The 15,805-nt window shown below is 60.4% G+C and carries 24 protein-coding genes and 1 pseudogene; 10 read left to right on the top strand and 15 right to left on the bottom strand.

Translation table 11 applies throughout. The features are described 5' to 3' along the window. Nucleotides 1-128: 128 nt before the first annotated feature. The 14 genes from JET17_RS06720 to JET17_RS06655 form a co-directional block, all read right to left on the bottom strand. The gene (locus tag JET17_RS06720) at nt 129-638 is read right to left on the bottom strand and encodes an acyloxyacyl hydrolase (RefSeq protein WP_012313238.1); all 510 of its coding nucleotides are present in this window, start codon (nt 636-638) and stop codon (nt 129-131) included. A gap of 225 nt (nt 639-863) precedes the next feature. Continuing rightward, entirely contained in the window at nt 864-1,253 is a 390-nt protein-coding gene (locus tag JET17_RS06715) for an antiterminator Q family protein (protein WP_012313237.1), read from the bottom strand. Next, nucleotides 1,250-1,537, bottom strand: a complete 288-nt coding sequence (locus JET17_RS06710) for a hypothetical protein (protein ID WP_012313236.1) — start codon at nt 1,535-1,537, stop codon at nt 1,250-1,252. The genes JET17_RS06715 and JET17_RS06710 overlap by 4 nt, the downstream gene beginning before the upstream one ends. Further along, nucleotides 1,534-2,040: a hypothetical protein gene (locus tag JET17_RS06705; RefSeq protein ID WP_012313235.1), complete on the bottom strand. Its 507-nt coding sequence runs from the start codon at nt 2,038-2,040 to the stop codon at nt 1,534-1,536. The genes JET17_RS06710 and JET17_RS06705 overlap by 4 nt, the downstream gene beginning before the upstream one ends. Then, on the bottom strand, nt 2,027-3,439 hold the full coding sequence (locus JET17_RS06700; protein ID WP_012313234.1) for a replicative DNA helicase: 1,413 nt from the start codon (nt 3,437-3,439) through the stop codon (nt 2,027-2,029). Before JET17_RS06700 ends, JET17_RS06705 begins: the two co-directional genes overlap by 14 nt. After that, a complete protein-coding gene (locus JET17_RS06695; protein WP_012313233.1) occupies nt 3,436-4,209 on the bottom strand; it encodes an ATP-binding protein in 774 nt (257 codons plus the stop codon). The genes JET17_RS06700 and JET17_RS06695 overlap by 4 nt, the downstream gene beginning before the upstream one ends. Beyond that, nucleotides 4,206-4,988 carry a helix-turn-helix domain-containing protein gene (locus JET17_RS06690; RefSeq protein ID WP_150105116.1) on the bottom strand — a complete coding sequence of 261 codons (783 nt, stop codon included), beginning with the start codon at nt 4,986-4,988 and terminating at the stop codon, nt 4,206-4,208. Before JET17_RS06690 ends, JET17_RS06695 begins: the two co-directional genes overlap by 4 nt. Continuing rightward, a complete protein-coding gene (locus tag JET17_RS06685) occupies nt 4,985-5,212 on the bottom strand; it encodes a hypothetical protein (protein ID WP_012313231.1) in 228 nt (75 codons plus the stop codon). Before JET17_RS06685 ends, JET17_RS06690 begins: the two co-directional genes overlap by 4 nt. Continuing rightward, complete coding sequence (locus JET17_RS06680; protein WP_012313230.1) at nt 5,209-5,583, bottom strand: hypothetical protein; 375 nt, start codon at nt 5,581-5,583, stop codon at nt 5,209-5,211. The genes JET17_RS06685 and JET17_RS06680 overlap by 4 nt, the downstream gene beginning before the upstream one ends. Beyond that, nucleotides 5,580-6,350, bottom strand: coding sequence for a Bro-N domain-containing protein (locus tag JET17_RS06675; RefSeq protein ID WP_012313229.1), 771 nt, complete (start codon nt 6,348-6,350; stop codon nt 5,580-5,582). Before JET17_RS06675 ends, JET17_RS06680 begins: the two co-directional genes overlap by 4 nt. Next, nucleotides 6,347-6,637, bottom strand: coding sequence for a hypothetical protein (locus tag JET17_RS06670; protein ID WP_012313228.1), 291 nt, complete (start codon nt 6,635-6,637; stop codon nt 6,347-6,349). Before JET17_RS06670 ends, JET17_RS06675 begins: the two co-directional genes overlap by 4 nt. Further along, nucleotides 6,634-6,870, bottom strand: a complete 237-nt coding sequence (locus tag JET17_RS06665; RefSeq protein ID WP_012313227.1) for a hypothetical protein — start codon at nt 6,868-6,870, stop codon at nt 6,634-6,636. Before JET17_RS06665 ends, JET17_RS06670 begins: the two co-directional genes overlap by 4 nt. After that, complete coding sequence (locus JET17_RS06660) at nt 6,867-7,172, bottom strand: hypothetical protein (protein ID WP_012313226.1); 306 nt, start codon at nt 7,170-7,172, stop codon at nt 6,867-6,869. The genes JET17_RS06665 and JET17_RS06660 overlap by 4 nt, the downstream gene beginning before the upstream one ends. Further along, nucleotides 7,169-7,447 (bottom strand): hypothetical protein, encoded by a 279-nt coding sequence (locus JET17_RS06655; RefSeq protein ID WP_012313225.1) that lies wholly within the window; start codon nt 7,445-7,447, stop codon nt 7,169-7,171. Before JET17_RS06655 ends, JET17_RS06660 begins: the two co-directional genes overlap by 4 nt. Before the next feature lie 177 nt (nt 7,448-7,624). Between JET17_RS06655 and JET17_RS06650 the strand changes: the two genes are divergently transcribed. Continuing rightward, nucleotides 7,625-8,110 (top strand): hypothetical protein, encoded by a 486-nt coding sequence (locus JET17_RS06650; RefSeq protein WP_012313224.1) that lies wholly within the window; start codon nt 7,625-7,627, stop codon nt 8,108-8,110. Nucleotides 8,111-8,272: 162 nt separating this feature from the next. On the opposite strand, the gene JET17_RS27705 is transcribed toward JET17_RS06650, so the two are convergent. Continuing rightward, entirely contained in the window at nt 8,273-8,572 is a 300-nt protein-coding gene (locus tag JET17_RS27705; RefSeq protein WP_042111230.1) for a YdaS family helix-turn-helix protein, read from the bottom strand. 86 nt (nt 8,573-8,658) lie between these two features. On the opposite strand from JET17_RS27705, the gene JET17_RS06640 reads away from it, so the two are divergent. The 9 genes and pseudogenes from JET17_RS06640 to JET17_RS06600 all read left to right on the top strand — a co-directional run bounded on the left by JET17_RS06640 (nt 8,659) and on the right by JET17_RS06600 (nt 15,802). Then, on the top strand, nt 8,659-9,348 hold the full coding sequence (locus JET17_RS06640) for a LexA family protein (RefSeq protein ID WP_012313222.1): 690 nt from the start codon (nt 8,659-8,661) through the stop codon (nt 9,346-9,348). Nucleotides 9,349-9,482: 134 nt separating this feature from the next. After that, nucleotides 9,483-9,878: a response regulator transcription factor gene (locus JET17_RS06635; RefSeq protein WP_012313221.1), complete on the top strand. Its 396-nt coding sequence runs from the start codon at nt 9,483-9,485 to the stop codon at nt 9,876-9,878. 90 nt (nt 9,879-9,968) lie between these two features. Beyond that, nucleotides 9,969-10,127, top strand: a pseudogene (gene csrA / locus JET17_RS27185) (carbon storage regulator CsrA); the annotation flags it as partial. A 202-nt stretch (nt 10,128-10,329) separates the two neighbouring features. Continuing rightward, nucleotides 10,330-11,001: a hypothetical protein gene (locus tag JET17_RS27180; protein ID WP_012313219.1), complete on the top strand. Its 672-nt coding sequence runs from the start codon at nt 10,330-10,332 to the stop codon at nt 10,999-11,001. Then, nucleotides 10,998-11,147, top strand: a complete 150-nt coding sequence (locus tag JET17_RS06620) for a hypothetical protein (RefSeq protein WP_012313218.1) — start codon at nt 10,998-11,000, stop codon at nt 11,145-11,147. The genes JET17_RS27180 and JET17_RS06620 overlap by 4 nt, the downstream gene beginning before the upstream one ends. Further along, complete coding sequence (locus JET17_RS06615; RefSeq protein WP_012313217.1) at nt 11,138-11,827, top strand: hypothetical protein; 690 nt, start codon at nt 11,138-11,140, stop codon at nt 11,825-11,827. The genes JET17_RS06620 and JET17_RS06615 overlap by 10 nt, the downstream gene beginning before the upstream one ends. Further along, the gene (locus tag JET17_RS06610) at nt 11,824-12,576 is read left to right on the top strand and encodes a hypothetical protein (RefSeq protein WP_012313216.1); all 753 of its coding nucleotides are present in this window, start codon (nt 11,824-11,826) and stop codon (nt 12,574-12,576) included. Before JET17_RS06615 ends, JET17_RS06610 begins: the two co-directional genes overlap by 4 nt. Before the next feature lie 211 nt (nt 12,577-12,787). Beyond that, complete coding sequence (locus JET17_RS06605; RefSeq protein WP_012313215.1) at nt 12,788-13,978, top strand: site-specific integrase; 1,191 nt, start codon at nt 12,788-12,790, stop codon at nt 13,976-13,978. A 36-nt stretch (nt 13,979-14,014) separates the two neighbouring features. Continuing rightward, nucleotides 14,015-15,802 carry an N-acetylglutaminylglutamine amidotransferase gene (locus JET17_RS06600; RefSeq protein WP_012313214.1) on the top strand — a complete coding sequence of 596 codons (1,788 nt, stop codon included), beginning with the start codon at nt 14,015-14,017 and terminating at the stop codon, nt 15,800-15,802. The last annotated feature ends 3 nt before the right edge of the window (nt 15,803-15,805 follow it).

Here is a 15,805-nt window from a genome sequence, read left to right as displayed (position 1 = left end):
TCGCGTAGCCGATCAGGGAGCGCACGGCTTTGATCGACGCCACTACCGACTTAGCCCAGCTGCCTGAGCGTGTCATCCGCATAAAAAAGCCCACACAGGGCGGGCAAGGGGAGCAACGCAGAAAATGGTTAAATCTGGTGACTGTAGAAGAGAGAGTACGACTCAATGCCGTCGTTCGGCTGCTTGATACCAGCGTTGGAGTAGTGAATCGCTCGGATGCCTACTTTCTGTGTCTCGCCAATCTTGAGACCCGCACCAATACGGTCTTCGAAGTTGAAAGCAGAGCCAAAATCCTGATCGCCTGCCGAAGTGCCTGAGAACACGGCCACGCCGATACCCGCCTCGATGAAGGGCTTCACATTCCCACTGCCGAACTCATAGACGAACACAGGAGCGAAGGACAGCGAGTGAGCCCCACCTGAAGCATCGCCTGCTTCCCAGTAGGTGTAGCCAGCATCCCAATAACCGGTGAGACGGCCAGTACTGGATTCAAACCAGCTTTTGTCCCAGTTAAAGCCAATGCCGACGCGCGCTGTAAGACCACCTTGGCCTGTCGCGCCAAGCGCTCCGGATAGCTCAGCCGCTCCGGCGGACGCAGCGAAAAGGGAAAGCGCCACAACGGCGAGAACGTTTTTCATACTCACGGTCTTCCATATTATTGAGTAGCAACCTATCAGAATCATAGCGCTATCAAATCGTTCCATCATACAAGAAAAATGCTTTTTCTGGAGGGCTACCTGAATCGAAGCCCCTCAAAAACACAAAACCCCGACACGATGGCCGGGGTTTGTCTGTGTCGCGTAACGTTGCAAGCTGGACACGCTGCTATGAAAACAGGTGTTTATCCGCCCGCATAGATCTTTTTACGCAGCTTCTCGAATTTCTTCGAGGGCGCAGTCGATCCATGCAACGCCGGCCTTGATGATCTCCCGGGCCTTGCGCTCGGACATGCCTGCTTCCCTTCCGACTCGCATGGCTGGGTGCTTTGAGCCGTAGTAGGCCCAGACGAAGTCACCCATTTGCTGGTTGCGCTTCGTCAGCCTGGCCACCGCTCCGTCGATGATCAGGGCCAGGTCGTCTGTGATGACATGCTGCCGAGCACCGCCCTCGCTGGGTACGTTGTCGCGCATGAGCGCATAGAGTGGTGACACGTAGCGTGGCACCCCCATCTCACTCATTCGCCACCAGCCCCACTGCTCGAGCATGTATTCGGTGTCGCCCAGCGCCTTGTCCACGTAGGTTCGTTTCTTCATGCAGCCCTCCGGGGCGTTGGATCGTTGTCCAGGCCGAACAGCTCGCGCAGCAGCTTGTCGGCGTGCTTGTTCTTGGCGTTGCCTTCGGTGATCCAGCCCTTGGCGAACTGCTCGAATCCCACGTTGGCGCGCGCGGCGTGCCAGTCAGCCACGATGTCCATCAGGGCTGCTGATGCGATACGGCCGTTGTTCTGCTCCAGCAGCATGCGGTTACCAACCTTCAGGAACTTGCATTCCACAGCGGTCAGGCTCTTGCGCGGCAGGGCCACAGTAACGTTGCTCATCGAGAAACCCCTTGGGCCGCACGGGCCTCGGCAATTCGCACATACCCCAGGAACTGGTCAGCCGGCATCGACTCCTTGATCACATCGAGGATCACCCGGTCCATGATCTGCTGGGATTGCTGCTTGGCCTCCTTACGCAACTGTCCACAGCGGTACAGGGCACGGGTACGGTCATGGTTGATGTGCTTGAGCGCTGCCTTCGCCCGGTTGTACCAGGCTCGGTCGTATGGCGTGCCCTGGATGGCCCGCTCGACGGCCTGCGCCAGCGACAGCTCCAGGCGGATAGCGTCAGCCACCAGCTGCTCATGCAGGGTCTCGCAGGCCTCCAGAGTGTCGGGCAACTCACGGGGCCCAACCAGGCGCTGGTGCGGTTCTGCAAGCTTCGGGGTATTGCCAGTGGCAACAGGCTGCCCGGCACCAGCACGCTTGGTCACCGCCACCGACACGACCGGGGTTGCAGGTTTGCCAGCGCCAGCGCGTGTCCACAGATCAGAAAGTTTCATGGTGCTTGCTCCCCTTACGGTGTTTGGAGAAATTCACGACGCGGCCCATCTCGACCTCATCGTCAGGCGGGAGGCGGTTGCCGGCGAAGTTGACGAAGCGGGCGTACTGCCCTTGGCGCTGGACTAGGCACGAGCCCTGCGGGGCCTGGCGCCCCTTGTCGAGGATCAGCTCGGTGACGCCCTGCTCGCCCGCTTCCGACTCTGGGTCGTGGTGGACCAGGATCACGGCGTCGGCGTCCTGTTCGATCTGGCCGGAGTCGCGCAGGTCGCTGGCTTGTGGCTTCTTGCCGGGGCGGCTCGCCGGGTTTCGGTTGAGCTGCGCCAGCACCAGCACCGGAACGCTCAGTTCCTTGGCCAAGTTCTTCAGGGCAATGGATATCTTGGCCACAGCGTCGGTACGGCTCTGGTTCTTGCCTTCGGTGCCCACCAGGCCCAGGTAGTCGATCATCAGGATGTCGAGGCCCTGTTCGCGTTGAAGCCGCCTGGCATCTGACCGGATAGCGCTAATGGTCAAGCCGGGCGTGTCGTTCAGGTACAGCTGAGCAGACTCGATCTTGCTGCCAGCGGTCCCGATGCGCTGCCATTCGTCCTCGTCCAGGCTCTTGACCTCCTCCATGCGGCGCAGATCAACGCCGCCCTGCGAGGCGATCGTCCGGACGGTCAACTCCTTCTCGTCCATTTCCAGACTGAAGATCAGACCCACGCCCGCGCCGCGGATGGCCACATGGTTGACGATCTGCAGGCCGAGCATGGTCTTACCGCTGCCTGGGCGGCCGGCGATCACCACCATGCTCTTGGGGCGCAGGAAGCCGATCAGCTTGTCCAGGTCGACCAGGCCGGTCGAGAGCTTCGGTGGAGCGCGGTCATCCAGCACTTCCTGCATCCCATCGAACACCTTGGGCAACACCTCGGCCATGCGCTTGTACCCGGCCTTGCCCGAGCCCTGCAGGTCACGCAAGTCAGCGATGGACTGCTGGGCCTGCGCGATGATCTCGTCCGGCACCAGGCCGCTTGCTACGGCAGCCTTCGCAGAATGGCCAATGTCGACCACCTGGCGGATCACCGCCCACTGCTTGACCTGCTTGGCGTAGGCCGTGACGTTGGCTACCGAGGGCACGTTCCGGCAAAGCTCCGCCGCGAAGGACAAGGTGTTTTTGCCGCTTGGCAGGACGCGCTGCACATCCCCGACCGTTACCGCATCGACCGGCAGGCCGCGCTCCAGGCAATCACGGATCACATCGAACAGGGCTGCGTGGTCGTCGTAGAGGAAGTCGCCGCTGGTCATCTGGCTCGTGATGTCATCCACCAGCGCAGTATTGCCATCGAGAGACGCCAGCATGATAGCCCCCAGGACGCCGTGCTCGGCCTCTGGGTAGCCCATTACCAGTTCGTTGCTCATGCTTCACCTCGCGCCGAGGCCCAGGTGAACAGGACGGCAGGCCCGCCAGCATCGGTCAGGCGGTCGACAGCGCGATCACCCAGGCACTTGCGGAGGCCGGCCAGGCCCAGGTTGGAGATCACGATGGTCGGCATGAGATTCCGGTACCGCGAGTCGATCACCTCAAACAGCACCTGCCGCTCGAAGTCGCTGCCGTGCTGGACGCCAACCTCATCGATCACCAGTAGGTCAGGCGCCAGGAGGGCGGCGTATACATCGCGCTCCGTCTGCTCGGACTTTTTGTCGAAGGTCATCTTGATGTCGCGGATGATCTCGATCGCCATGGTGTAGCGCGCTGACGCTCCATAGCTGCGGATCACCTGCTGGGCAATGGCGCAGCCTAGGTGTGTCTTACCCGTGCCTACGTCACCCAGCAACATCATCGAGCGGCCCAGTTCCCAGTTGCGCTCGAAGCCATGCACGTAGTCGCGGCACTCAGTCAGCGCCACGGCCTGTCCTTCGGTTTCGGCGCGGTAGGTGTCCAAGGTCGCCGCCCGGAAGCGCAGCGGGATATCAGACGCCATCAGACTGACGTTCATCTCCCAGGCACGCCGGATAGCGTGCGCCGGCTTGCGGACTGCTTCGTCGGCAGAATGCAGGGCGTCAAACTGACAGCGCGTGCAGCCCTGCCAGAAGTGATCGCCCGAAAATGACTCGATCAGTTCGTCAGTGAAATCGCCGTGTACGCGGCACTGGTCAGGTTTGAATTCAAGTGTTTTTGGTGTGGTCATGATCTTGCTACCCGGTAAGTCCCGTTTGGCTGGCGAACCAGGCCTTCGGTGTGGTCAATCTTGTCGAGGTCGGTGTGGTGCGATTGGCCTGCCCCTCTGGTGCCGGAGGTCCAGGCCTCTTTTTTCAGTCGGTCCACAATCCAAGAGGTCTTGAAACCCTGCCATGCAGCGGTCATTGCCTCGGCCAGGGCCTTGTCCGGGCTGATCCCTGCGGCCCGGCATCCCTCAAGCTCTGAGAGAACGTTGTTCCAGATCGTCAGATTCAGAGGCCCCTTCTTCTTCCGGAACTGGAAGTAATCGCGGGCGGTTTGCTCACTCAGATCAGCGGGTGCCAGTTCGAGCATCTGCTCAACCGTGAACCCATCACCTCCCCTCTTACGGTTCTTTGATGGTTCACCTTTGGGTTCTATTACGGTTCTGGGGGCATCTGGTGCCGGGGTGTCCGGCATCTGGTGCCGGGGGGTGGGGCACGTCGTGCCGGGGTGTCCGGCATCTAGTGCAGGGGGGCATTTAATGCCGGGGGCATAAGATGCCGGGGTTACGATGTAGTAGGTCGACCGCCCGGCACGCTCTTTCGCCACCAGCAAGCCGACGCTTTCCAGCCAACGGATCGCGTTGCGCACGGCACGCTCTTTGAGGCAGGTGCGCTCGCAGATCCTGGCAATGGAAGGCCAGCAAACGCCGTCATCGTTGGCATTGTCGGCCAAGGAGATCAGCACCGACTTCTGGGCAGCGCTCATTTCAAGCGGCCAGCAGGCGGTCATCAGGATGGTGCTCACAGTTGCAGCTCCTCACAAACGCGGCGCACGAAGGCGTCGTAGGGCTCGACGAACAGACAGCCATGACCCTCCAGCTCGGCACGTAGCCGCTTGCTGAACTCGTAGAGCTGCCAGCGGGCCGATTCGGGCTGACCCTGCATTGCCCCGTAGGCTGGCCAGCCCGTTGGGATGATCGTCGCGCCAGCGCGCTGCGGGAGCGCCTGGGGAGGGGTAGACGGGTTCATTGGAGGGTCTCCCCGCTCAGTGTGGCGCGCTTCACAACTGCCGGGGCCGGACGCTTCAATTGGTCGCCGGTGTTGTCCATCAGGTTTCGCACAGCCGTGTCGAGACGCCGCTTGACGTTGTACCGATGCTGCTTGGCCTGGCTCATACGCTCATAGCTTTGGGCGGTCGCGCGGATGACCCCGTCGTAGGCAGGATCGGAATAATCGATGCCGTGGCGGTTCGGGTACGGCTCGCCATGAACACGGAAGTAGCGAAACACCTCGCCCTTGTAGTCTTCTCGCAGGCAGGTGACCGTGTAATGGGCGTGGCGGTGTTCAACGGCCAGCTCGGCAATGCGCTCGATCAGTTGCTGCTTGGTTGGTTTCTTCATGGCTGCTGTCTCGGATGAATCTTGAAGCGTCCCTGCGGGATCTCTGGATGGGTTGCGCGTTCAGCGGTCTCGTAGGTGCATTCCGATACGAACCGGTCGAACCGCTGGGTGACGGCTGGCTTGGGCCAGATGGCGAAGGGCTGCCCGCCTTCATCAGCGTGGCGACTGCGGACAAAGGCGTACGGCAGCGGCGCACAGGAAACCTCCCGCATCACAGCATTCACCACCCAGGCCGGCAGGCCGTGACGGCGATTGATGCGGTCGCGGATCGTGGTGATGGTTTCGAAGCCGCTGGGCACGGAGTCGAGATAGCGCACCTGTTCCAGCTTGGTGGTGCGGTCCTCGACGCGCTCCAGCGCCACTTGCTGCTCGGCCTGCTGGCGCTCGAGCGTGACCATCGTCTGCGCTTGCGCCAGCAGTTGCTCAGCTGGTGTCATCGGTCGCTGATAGCTGCCCGTCTTGCGGATCGATGGGATTACCTCCCCCGCCACCCACATTTGCAAAGGAAGTGCGCCAGGCTTGTCTGATCTGCCCAGGAAGAAGTAGAGCCCCTGCTCGCTCAGCACTGCCATTTGCTGGTTGCCTGAGGGGGTCAGAACGGATCTGACCCCCCGCCATTGCTCCGGCACATGGGCGATAGTGCTGGTGCCAGCCCACGAATAGCCGAGATCATCAGCAATGTCCTTGGCCACAAACCAAGGTTCATTGGCATGATCCTTTACGACGCGGATTTCATGGCCATTGAAATTGAAGGGGATCAGATTCATTCCGCACCCCCTGCGCCACGTTTTGCAGCGGCAGGTTTTTGTGGCGCGGTGGTCCTTCCAGCGTCGATTTCAGTGAAGCTGGCATCCATCCTCTTCATCCAGTCGTCGGCATGGTTCACCCATTCCTCGCAGAGCTCATCACCCATCAGCGCGAGCTTCGTGGGCAGGCTCGATTCCTCTGCAATCTTGCTGATGGAACGGAACAGAGTACGGGCATCTTCCAAGCGCGCCTGGAGGCAGAGAATGTCGTTGTATGCCTCGTCGGCTATGGTGCGGACGGTTTTCATTGGCTATCCCCCGCTGCATTCATCAGCTGAAGCAACTGGTCCTGCGCCTGGTCGGCCAACATGAACAAGGCCTCGTGGAGGACTGATTCGCTGAGGTGATCAAGCTGGGGCGAGAACCCTGCCGACGCATCACCTTTGAGGCTGTCGTTTTCCATCAAAATGGAAGCGAACCCCTCGATAACACGCAGACGGGCCATGACCTTCTCGCCCAGGTCGCTGGTTGTCGTGCTCATTGGGTCACCTCCGCGCCACGAACTGGAGAGGTTGGGTTTTGTGGTGCGCGGTCTTCAGCGTCGCGGATCGGTACTTCCATAGAATCGATCATGGCCTCGACCTGCATGGTCAAGGTGCGGATTGCGTAGAGCTCGCAAGCTTGCTCATCTGCCTGATCAATGAGGTTGCCGAGCAAGATGTTGACGCCCGACAAGATGCTCCCTGCAGCGACAAGAGCAACGCTGCAGGGAGCACCAGCTTCAACTTGGTACGAGACACCAGAGACAGCGAAACGCTGGATGCGCGTGACAAGTGCGGTCATTGGGCACCGCCTTGCTCGGCGGCATGAGGGAGTGCTTTGTGATAAGCGAACTCGTGATGGCCATAGAGCTCTTGCGTGCAGAACTCAAGTGCGCTCAACAAAGCCTCACGGTCGCGGCCAGCCAGCATTTCGCCAAGTTGGGCCTGGTCTTCCAGCAACACACGGGCTATACCGTAAGCGCCATGTGCGGCACGGAAGCGGCTGCGAAGATCACTCAGGTTAGGCTTGGATGGTTGCGCCTCACTTGGGGTTTTGCTATTTTCGGGGCGTGACATATCGTTCTCCTCGAACGAAGATTCAAAAAGTCCCTTGCCGGGGACGGTGTTAAAAGAGCCAGCCTCGCGAGCTGGCTTTTTGCTGTCTGGGGTTTACCCAGGCCGCAAAAGGGTGCCGGGCCAATCCGTGATATCGTTCTGACTCCACTCGAAACGAAGGCCACGGAGGCCCGGCAAATGAAGATAAGTCGTACATTGCAGCGCGAGCTGCTGGAGCATCTTAGGGACTGCTATCCGAACGAATCGGACGAGGTCACGAGCCTTGGGAATGAAGAGGATTGCCAGAGCAATCTCTACTACCTGAGGGAGCACGGGCTGGTTACCCTTCTCGACAGTCAGTATCTCGGTGGCACCAGGGCGATTCACCACGCCACCATCACAGCCAGGGGTATCGATTTCCTTGAAGACGATGGCGGTCTTGGAGCGATCCTTGGGACGGTAACGGTCAAGCTTCACGAGGACACCCTCCGCCAGTTGATTGAAGCGAAAGTCCAGGCATCGAACCTTCCCGAGGAGCAGAAAAGCGGCATTCTGAAAGCTCTGCGCGAAGCTCCCGGCGAGACCACAAAACAGCTGATAACGAAACTAGTGGACCTGGGCATGGAGAATGCGCCGAAAGCAATTCCACTAATTCAAACGTTGCTACAGGGCGGCCAGCCCTGAACTCAGTGGCGCTTTCCCGCCGTACTAGGCGGGCGTAGCCGATCAGCGCGCCGCTACCCCAAAGCTCAACGAACACTTCGTCCAGGTCGTACTCCGCCTGGACGAATAGCTCGGTCGACAACGCCGATTGGCGCGCAGCTAACGCCAGCAATGCACGCGGCTTCATTGGGTGGCCTGCGCGGTACTGGATGGATGAACAGAGGGATTTCCCGACTGATGCACGGTAGTGGTCGGGCGTATCGTTTCGTTCAAGGTTGGGGAGACTTCAGCTAGAGACGGCCGCAACTCAATCGCCGAGAAGGCCCCACAAGTTTTACGTTGAGCCAAAAAAGCAGTCTCGGCAGACATCGCGTGCTTGCCTCGGACCCAGCCCGAAACGGTACTTTGGTTGACCTTGAGGGCAGCAGCTGTCAGATCCTGACCACCAAAGTGCTCCACAAGGCGCTGATAGATTTCGAGCATGGCATGCTCCATATGTGAATGCCCATACATTAGATTATAGGAATACCATTTTGCAAGCATATGGGGATGCCGGTGATAATCCAGAGATGGAATACAAAGACCGCATTAAGGCTGCGCGGAAGCACGCACGCCTCACGCAGGCCGAGCTGGCCGCTATGACCGGAATCAACCAAGCGTCGATTTCAGACCTTGAGCGCGGGCGATCTCAGCGCTCTTCATACAACTCGACCATTGCTCGGGCTTGCGGAGTTTCTGCAATCTGGCTTGAGGCTGGCATAGGGACCATGCTCCAGAATGATGATGTCCCAGGCTTCGATGCTCCAGGCTTCGACTCCAACGTTGCCCCTGCTTTGGCTCCAACCAGGTACTTCTCGTACCCAGAGATATCGTGGGTACAGGCAGGGAGCCCAAGTGAAGCAATGAGTGTTGCCAATATCGCGGCATGTCCGAGCCATCACTCGGACGTGTGGGCTGGTGAAAATGGTTTTTGGCTGAAGGTGATCGGATCGTCGATGACCAGTCAGTCAGGTATTTCCTTCCCCGAAGGCGTGCTGATACTGGTGGCGCCGGACATTGAGCCACGACCAGGTCAATACGTAGTCGCTAGGATGATTGACTCCAACGAGGCAACCTTCAAACAGCTTGTACGAGACGCCGGGGACTTTTACCTAACACCACTTAACCCAGCCTTTCCAGCCAAAAAAATGGACGACACCTGGGAGATCGTTGGGACCGTCGTGGACGGAAAAATGCCAAAATCAGCTTTTCTCCTCTAGCCGTCCGGCGATATCCCTAACCGCCTTCATGGCGGTTTTTTTGGCTTCGCATAAATTTATGTGAATGCCTATAGACACCGATTATGTGTTGCCCTATATTTACTCCATCGACTTTTTGCATGGAGCAAGCCTACATGACCACTCAAACCATCACCGCCAGCGGCTGGACCGGTTTTCTCGGCATGGGGCTCGCTCCGCGCGAACTTGAGGCGACTCTGTATGCAGCCAGCGATCTGACGCAAAAAGAGATTGCACGCCTGATGGGTATCAGCCCAAAGACCGTTGAAAAGCGCATCGAGGACGCCCGATTCAAGCTGGGCGCCAAGACTATGCGCGGCCTGGTGCTCGAAGCGTTCAAGCGCCAGATCATCAGCCCAGCTGCCACCGCCCTGGCCCTGCTGATGGCCATCCACGGAATGATCGGCGATGACCAGATGCTTCGCGTCCGCCGTGGCGGCAACAGCGGAGAGCGAAAGATTGAAACCCGTTTAGCAACCCGGCGCGCTGAATGCGCCTTGGCGGTGGCGTGACGCTGCCAGCCTGACCTGATCCAACCCTGACTTTTGCGAAAGCCAACAAACGCGGCGGGCCACCGGCTTGCCTGAAAAAGGAGTTTGACCATGTTGATTTTGACGCGCCGCGTAGGCGAAACCATCCGCATCAACAACGACATCGCTGTCCACATTCTCGGTGTAAAGGGTATGCAAACCCGGGTCGGGGTCGAGGCCCCAGCCGGCGTGTCTGTGCATCGCCAGGAAATCTTCGAGCGCATTCGTGCCCAGGGCGACGATCTTCCGTCCACTGCGCCAAGCTCCGAGGCCGTGTCAGTCGATCCTCGCGACCTGTTCATTGCCGTCAATCCGATCGGCGCCAGCGAGGCCGAACTGGAAAAAGGCCCGGTGAGCGGCTTCGTCGACGACCGCACCCACGGCGACTACCTGATTTTCCTGGCTGGCCTGCAGGCCGGAACTGGGGGTTCGTATGTTGACGCCTGATCGCATCAGCCTGGTTCTCAAGGCGCCAGAAGGAGGAAGCTTAGGTCAGGTCCAGCCTTTCGCTCTGCTCGGGGCCCGCGTCTCTATCGGTCGTGGCCTGGCGGTAATCGCCGGCACCAGCCTAGGTGACCTGCAAAGCGATATTGAGCTGCTGGAAGAGGCTCTGGCCGTGGACAAGCACCTGGCTCTGGCTGCTCCGGAGATGGCAAACCTGCTCAAGCGAATTGATGTGAAAGTAGGTGGCTTAATGGCCGTCGCCGGGCACGGAATGACACCTAGCGAGGAAATGTGGCGAGAAGCTGAGGATACTTTGGCTGAGATTGAGCTGGTGCTGAACCTGTCACAGGGCCGGCCCGCAGCGCCCTCACATCTGATAGACGGGACACCGAATGAGGAATTTAGTGAAGAAGCGGAAAAAAATGCTCCTCCATTAGTTTCGGCTCCAGATTTCGACATCGATGAGCACGTCCGCATGGCTGCCGATGCCCGCCGGTATCGCTGGCTGCGTAATCGCGAGCGCATCGAAGATCCTGACGAGGACCTGCTGGTGGTTCGCGGCGACAACTGGTTCTCCGCCGAAGAGCTGGATCAGGAGATCGACACCGCCCTGCGCCTGGAGGCCTTGCAGCAGCAGGTGGTGCAGGAGCAGCAGCCATGAACCAGGCCGGCCTCCTTCTGCTGCTGTGGGATGCCCTGCAGCACCGTGAAACCACCTTTGGCCAAGTCATCGACCTTTCCACGGCCTGCGGCTTGGACGGGCGACGGGTGCTGGCCGATCACTTTCGGGGGTTCCCATGCGAATGAAACCTGAGCATGCCCGCCGGCTGCTTGAGCTGGCCAACCGTGGCAACGTCGAGCCGTTGATTTCCCTGATTATCGCTCGACGCGCTGCTCGCCATATGTGCGCCGAGCGTGAGCACGACCATGCCTACTACGCCGAGCAGATCAAGGTGGCTAGCACGGGCCTGCCGTTCACCGCAAGCAAGGTGAAAGAGCTAGAGGCGCAACGTGAAGCTCGTCGCAAGAGTCGTCGGAATAATTTCCTGGTGATCGCGGACTGGCTCCTGCGTGCCGACGACTACCTGACCATCGTGCACGGCCTCGACACCATCCTCGATGTCCTGTCGGTCAATCCAGTGCATAGAGCTGAGGCTGCCGAGTATGCCGCCGAAGCCAGGGGCACGCTTTCTGGGGTGGCGTTCGTGGCCGGGCTGGAGGACAGCGCCAGCACGAAGTCTGGGCGAAAAGAGCCTGACTTCAAGAACGGCCCGCTATTCAACGCCTGCATGCGCCAGTTCGAGCAGATGCTGCTGGACAACCCAGGCGCCCTGCCCGATCCGTTTGCACCTGGCGGACCGTTCTACGGCATCCCTACCTACACCCAAATGCCCGACGGCTCCATGGTGAGGAATTCGCCAACGGTGACGGTGCATGACGCCGAGGGCAGTCGAGTAGTTACGGGCAAACCGAGGATTGCAAAATGACCAAGCGTCGTTCAATCAACCCCGCCGCCCTCCCCGCCGTTGGCCAGCCGCTTGGTGGTGGCTTCTTCGCCGGGCGCCTGTTCTTCGACGGCGCCGAGCACGCGGTTATCGATGCAGGCCGGGACTTTGAAGTCGCCGCACACTGGTGGCAGGAGGAAGGCCCGCGCCCACGCATCCGTGGCGCCACGTCCCGCTTCGACGGAATGGCCAACACCCAAGCCATGGCCGCCGAGGGCAGCGCTATTGCCCGCAAGGTTCTGGGCATGAACATCCGTGGCACTTGGGGCTGGCACATCCCTTCCATCGAGGAGCTGCAGGTGCTGCGCTGCAATCTCTTGCAGCTTCCAGAATGGGGTCACGACGGATCGTACACAGTCAGGGGCGCGGCCCAGGCGTTTGGCCTTAGCGAGTATTGGACCAGCAGTCAGAAGTCGAACGCGGCTACTGCGTGGTACCTGCACATGTTGCCCTGGTGCGTGCCTGACACGAACTGGGTGAGCAAGTGCAAGGGCATCCGCCCGGTTCGCACCCTGCTGATCAGCCAGGAGGCTTTCGTGCACGCGCCATCGACAGACACGCCACTCACCGAGGCGGATCTGCGCGGCCTGGCCAACCAGCAAGCGGTGGTCACCGTGCTCGAGCGGTTCGTGAACGAGGATGCCGGGAGGTTCTATGGTCGGACCGACGTATTGGTGGCCGAACTGGCGGCGCTCGCGGCGGCTGTCGTGACAGATCGGCGTGACAACTAAAACCTGACGCGTCAGGAGGAATAGCGATGGCAGCAGCAGAGAATCTGCCCGAAGACCATGTGCACGACAAGGTCACCGAAAAACGGATGGGCGAGTTGGTGGGGTGTACAGCGAAGGCGCTTCAACGCAAGCGCGAGAAAGGCATCATCCCCAACTGGGTGTGGATGAAGATCAACGGCAGGATTATGTACAGCAAAAGGAGATATGACGAATGGATCGAAAGCCTGTGGACCTGCCGGCCGGAGTCGAGCTTGTCGGGCGCTCAATCCGAATTCGCTTCACCTGGAACAAGAAGCGGTGCTGCGAGACGCTCCCCCTCCCTCAGACCCCGAAAGGGATCGCAGCAGCAGCGAGTCTACGTGCTCAAGTAAAGGGGCTGGACAAGCTCGGCGCCCTGACCGCAGAAAAGTATGCCGAGCTTTTCCCCAATACCCGCAGCGTGGTGGTGCATGAGCAAACTACGCCGATCTTCTTCGATTACGCGCAGGACTGGCTCAACAGCTTGCAAATCGTGGAGGGTACTCGGAAGAACTACCGCTCTGCTCTGCAGGTGTATTGGGTTCCTTACCTGGCCGATAAGCCGATCGACACCATCACGTCAGTGCTCCTGCGCAAGATCATGAACGATATCAAGTGGACTTCCCCGGTACGCCGCAAGGGCGTGGTCGGCCTGCTGGTGTCGATCTTCCAGCAGGCGGTGACGGACGAGTTGATTGTTCGAAACCCGGCCCTGTCTATCCCAGGCGCCAAAGTGCCGAAGCGTGAGGTCGACCCTTTCACCAAAGAGGAAGCGGATTCGATCATTGCTCATCTGTACGAAACGACGAGCGGCATGACGGCAATTTACGCCGCCTATTTCGAGTTCTGTTTCTACACCGGCATGCGGCCGGGCGAGGTGATGGCTCTGCGCTGGAGCGAGATCGACAGGCGCGTAAAGACTGCCAACGTTTGCCGCATTCAGATCCGTGGAGTGATCCAGGATCGCACCAAAACGAAGCGTTCCCGAAAAGTTTTATTGAACGATCGCGCCCTGCATGCGCTCGAAAAAGCCAGACCGCTCACCGAGGCCCGTTCAGATTACGTGTTCGCGCCCAGTGGGACAGGTGACCGCTCGGAGATGTTCATTCGCTCTGAGACGAGTCAAAAACGCTACTGGCTGGCAGCCCTGCGGAAGCTTGGCATCAGGCGCCGCAGGATGTACGACACGCGCCACACGTACGCGACCATGTGCCTGATGGCCGGCATGAACCCGGCATTCATCGCCGCGCAACTCGGGCATAGCGTGCAGGTGCTGCTTTCTACATACGCGAAGTGGATCAACTCGCCGAATGATTGGGCTGAGCTTGATAAGCTGAAATCGCTGGAAAGTGGTACAAAAATGGTACGAGCTAAAAGCCAGTAACGCCAAGAGTGCCGAAACTCAAAGGGTTTACGTTACATGTGCGGATTAGCAGGAGAGTTGCGTTTCACCCCCATCGACCAAGCCCCTCGCCCGGCGGACCTCGCCGCGGTAGAGCGCATGACCCATCACCTGGCGCCCCGTGGCCCCGACGCCTGGGGCTTCCATAGCCTGGGCCCGATCGCCCTGGGCCATCGTCGGCTGAAAATCATGGACCTGTCCGACGGCTCGGCTCAGCCCATGGTCGACAACACCCTGGGCCTGTCTTTGGCCTTCAACGGTGCCATCTACAACTTCCCCGAACTGCGCCAGGAGCTTCAGGACCTGGGCTACACCTTCTGGTCCGACGGCGACACCGAGGTGCTGCTCAAGGGCTACCACGCCTGGGGCGCGGCCTTGCTGCCCAAGCTCAACGGCATGTTCGCCCTGGCCATCTGGGAGCGCGACAACCAGCGCCTGTTCCTGGCCCGTGACCGCCTTGGCGTCAAGCCGCTGTACCTGTCGCGCAATGGCGAGCGCCTGCGCTTTGCCTCAACCCTGCCAGCGCTGCTAAAAGGTGGCGACATCGACCCGATGATCGACCCGGTAGCGCTCAACCACTACCTCAACTTCCACGCTGTGGTGCCGGCGCCACGCACCTTGCTGGCCAATGTGCAGAAGCTCGAACCCGGCACCTGGATGCGCGTCGACCGCCACGGTGAAGTCGAGCGCCAAACCTGGTGGCAGCTGCATTACGGCCCTAATCCGGACGAGCGCGACCTCGATCTGGAAGGCTGGACCACCCGTGTGCTCGATGCCACCCGTGATGCCGTCGGCATCCGCCAACGCGCCGCCGTGGACGTGGGTGTACTGCTGTCCGGCGGCGTCGATTCCAGCCTGTTGGTCGGCTTGCTGCGGGAAGTGGGCGTAGATGACCTGTCGACGTTCTCCATCGGCTTCGAGGATGCCGGCGGCGAGCGCGGCGACGAGTTCCAATACTCCGACCTGATCGCCAAGCATTACGGCACCCGCCATCACAAGCTGCGCATCGCCGAAAGCGAAATCATCGAGCAACTGCCGGCCGCGTTCCGTGCCATGAGCGAACCGATGGTCAGCCACGACTGCATCGCCTTCTACCTGCTGTCACGCGAGGTGGCCAAGCACTGCAAGGGCGTGCAGAGCGGCCAGGGTGCCGACGAGCTGTTTGCCGGCTACCACTGGTACCCGCAGGTGGACGGCGCCGAGGATGCCTTTGGCGCCTACCGAGATGCGTTCTTCGACCGCAGCCATGCCGAGTACCGCGACACCGTGCAAGCCCCGTGGCTGCTGGAGACCGACGTGGCCGGCGACTTCGTGCGCGAACACTTCGCCCGCCCGGGCGCGCCCGACGCGGTGGACAAGGCGCTGCGCCTGGATAGCACGGTGATGCTGGTCGACGACCCGGTAAAACGGGTCGACAACATGACCATGGCCTGGGGCCTGGAAGCCCGTACGCCGTTCCTGGACTACCGCCTGGTCGAGCTGTCGGCACGCATCCCGGCGCGCTTCAAGCTGCCCGATGGCGGCAAGCATGTGCTCAAGCAAGCCGCACGCCGGGTGATCCCCCATGAGGTGATCGACCGCAAGAAAGGCTACTTCCCGGTACCCGGCCTCAAGCACCTGCAAGGCGCCACCCTGGACTGGGTACGCGAACTGCTCACCGACCCCAGCCAGGACCGCGGGCTGTTCAACCCGACCATGGTAGACCGCCTGCTGAGCAACCCGCATGGCCAACTGACCCCGCTGCGCGGCTCCAAGCTGTGGCAGCTGGCGGCGCTGAACCTGTGGCTCAGCGAACAAGGAATCTGACCG

Origin of the sequence: Pseudomonas putida (genome assembly GCF_016406145.1) — a bacterium.
GTDB lineage: Bacteria > Pseudomonadota > Gammaproteobacteria > Pseudomonadales > Pseudomonadaceae > Aquipseudomonas > Aquipseudomonas putida_E.
The sequence above is the reverse complement of the archived record's forward strand: the minus strand, read 5'-3'. Positions and strand labels throughout refer to the sequence as shown.

Excerpts from the sequence above, each read along its gene's own strand:
- JET17_RS06720 (WP_012313238.1), bottom strand. The coding sequence starts at position 638 with ATGAAAAACGTTCTCGCCGTTGTGGCGCTTTCCCTTTTCGCTGCGTCC.
- JET17_RS06715 (WP_012313237.1), bottom strand. The coding sequence starts at position 1,253 with ATGAAGAAACGAACCTACGTGGACAAGGCGCTGGGCGACACCGAATAC.
- JET17_RS06710 (WP_012313236.1), bottom strand. The coding sequence starts at position 1,537 with ATGAGCAACGTTACTGTGGCCCTGCCGCGCAAGAGCCTGACCGCTGTG.
- JET17_RS06705 (WP_012313235.1), bottom strand. The coding sequence starts at position 2,040 with ATGAAACTTTCTGATCTGTGGACACGCGCTGGCGCTGGCAAACCTGCA.
- JET17_RS06700 (WP_012313234.1), bottom strand. The coding sequence starts at position 3,439 with ATGAGCAACGAACTGGTAATGGGCTACCCAGAGGCCGAGCACGGCGTC.
- JET17_RS06695 (WP_012313233.1), bottom strand. The coding sequence starts at position 4,209 with ATGACCACACCAAAAACACTTGAATTCAAACCTGACCAGTGCCGCGTA.
- JET17_RS06685 (WP_012313231.1), bottom strand. The coding sequence starts at position 5,212 with ATGAACCCGTCTACCCCTCCCCAGGCGCTCCCGCAGCGCGCTGGCGCG.
- JET17_RS06680 (WP_012313230.1), bottom strand. The coding sequence starts at position 5,583 with ATGAAGAAACCAACCAAGCAGCAACTGATCGAGCGCATTGCCGAGCTG.
- JET17_RS06675 (WP_012313229.1), bottom strand. The coding sequence starts at position 6,350 with ATGAATCTGATCCCCTTCAATTTCAATGGCCATGAAATCCGCGTCGTA.
- JET17_RS06670 (WP_012313228.1), bottom strand. The coding sequence starts at position 6,637 with ATGAAAACCGTCCGCACCATAGCCGACGAGGCATACAACGACATTCTC.
- JET17_RS06665 (WP_012313227.1), bottom strand. The coding sequence starts at position 6,870 with ATGAGCACGACAACCAGCGACCTGGGCGAGAAGGTCATGGCCCGTCTG.
- JET17_RS06660 (WP_012313226.1), bottom strand. The coding sequence starts at position 7,172 with ATGACCGCACTTGTCACGCGCATCCAGCGTTTCGCTGTCTCTGGTGTC.
- JET17_RS06655 (WP_012313225.1), bottom strand. The coding sequence starts at position 7,447 with ATGTCACGCCCCGAAAATAGCAAAACCCCAAGTGAGGCGCAACCATCC.
- JET17_RS06650 (WP_012313224.1), top strand. The coding sequence starts at position 7,625 with ATGAAGATAAGTCGTACATTGCAGCGCGAGCTGCTGGAGCATCTTAGG.
- JET17_RS27705 (WP_042111230.1), bottom strand. The coding sequence starts at position 8,572 with ATGCTCGAAATCTATCAGCGCCTTGTGGAGCACTTTGGTGGTCAGGAT.
- JET17_RS06640 (WP_012313222.1), top strand. The coding sequence starts at position 8,659 with ATGGAATACAAAGACCGCATTAAGGCTGCGCGGAAGCACGCACGCCTC.
- JET17_RS06635 (WP_012313221.1), top strand. The coding sequence starts at position 9,483 with ATGACCACTCAAACCATCACCGCCAGCGGCTGGACCGGTTTTCTCGGC.
- JET17_RS27180 (WP_012313219.1), top strand. The coding sequence starts at position 10,330 with ATGTTGACGCCTGATCGCATCAGCCTGGTTCTCAAGGCGCCAGAAGGA.
- JET17_RS06620 (WP_012313218.1), top strand. The coding sequence starts at position 10,998 with ATGAACCAGGCCGGCCTCCTTCTGCTGCTGTGGGATGCCCTGCAGCAC.
- JET17_RS06615 (WP_012313217.1), top strand. The coding sequence starts at position 11,138 with ATGCGAATGAAACCTGAGCATGCCCGCCGGCTGCTTGAGCTGGCCAAC.
- JET17_RS06610 (WP_012313216.1), top strand. The coding sequence starts at position 11,824 with ATGACCAAGCGTCGTTCAATCAACCCCGCCGCCCTCCCCGCCGTTGGC.
- JET17_RS06605 (WP_012313215.1), top strand. The coding sequence starts at position 12,788 with ATGGATCGAAAGCCTGTGGACCTGCCGGCCGGAGTCGAGCTTGTCGGG.
- JET17_RS06600 (WP_012313214.1), top strand. The coding sequence starts at position 14,015 with ATGTGCGGATTAGCAGGAGAGTTGCGTTTCACCCCCATCGACCAAGCC.